This is a genomic window from Gemmata algarum (genome assembly GCF_034097035.1).
GTDB classification, from domain to species: Bacteria; Planctomycetota; Planctomycetia; order Gemmatales; family Gemmataceae; genus Gemmata; species Gemmata algarum.
Genome location: NZ_JAXBLV010000102.1, coordinates 1 through 962, shown reverse-complemented (window position 1 = coordinate 962; position 962 = coordinate 1). Strand labels below are relative to the sequence as shown.

The 962-nt window shown below is 74.8% G+C and carries 1 protein-coding gene; it reads left to right on the top strand.

What is annotated here, in order from left to right; all coding sequences use genetic code 11:
* Nucleotides 1-647: 647 nt before the first annotated feature.
* A partial coding sequence (locus R5W23_RS09225) for a hypothetical protein (protein ID WP_320686083.1) occupies nucleotides 648-962 on the top strand: 315 nt, incomplete at its 3' end.

Genomic DNA, 962 nt, shown 5'->3' with positions numbered 1-962 from the left:
TAAGGCGGCGGTGGCTCAAGCAGCGGTGACGGGCATGTCGGCCGAGGCGCGAAAGCAACTCCGCGCCCAAATGGACGCACTCGATGCGGCCGAAGCCGGCGGCACCCCGCCCGCGAACCCGCCGAGCTGACCCCAGACGCGAGTGACGCACCCCGCGCCCCGGTTCCGTGCCGGGGCGTGGTCGTTTGCGGCGGCGTTACAGAAGAAGCGCAAGAGCTGAGCCGCGCTCACGATTCCGGGGCGCGGGGTGCTCGCGGGGCAACCCACCCCCAACCCCTCCCTGAAGGGAGGGGTGGCGCCGAGAGTAGCGGTCCCGGCGCGAGAGGAGGGCGCGGACCTACCCCCCGGCCCCCTCGCCGTGCTCGCCGGCCCGGTCAGCGGAGCTTCCGTGGGCCGGCGGGAAGGGAGGGGGGGCGCCGAGAACGTTCGTCCCGGCGCGAGAGTATCGCGCCAGGCGTTGCGCATCTCGCACCGTGGGCGGTCGTGCGGCTGGAGCGCGGGCGTCTCGCCCGCTCCCGCCCCGGGGGTGTTTGACCACCGGCGCGGTCCGCATCGCCACACCACACGCGGAGCCGAAGCGGGCGAGACGCCCGCGCTCCAGCCGCGCGGTCCGCATCGCCACACCACACGCGGAGCGCGCCCATGCCGTGCCGCACCCCACGCCCCGGTTCCGTGCCGGGGCGTGGTTGTTTGCCAGCTTCGCGAGCGTGCTGGTGACGGGCTCGCCGTTCGTGCGTCTGACGCAGGCGCGTCAGGAGCGGGTGAAGGCGTTCGCGTGCCGGGTGGCGGCGCGGGTGCTGGAGTTCTGCGGGCGGTCGGGTCGGCTCCCGCCGGGCGTGTCGCGGCGGGTGCGGCCGGTGGGCACGTGCGGGCCGGTGGTGATCGCGGACGAGGAGAAGAAGGCGCGGCCGTTCCTGGCCCTGTACCAGCAGAACTGCGCGGACCCGGTGGAGTTCGTGCGG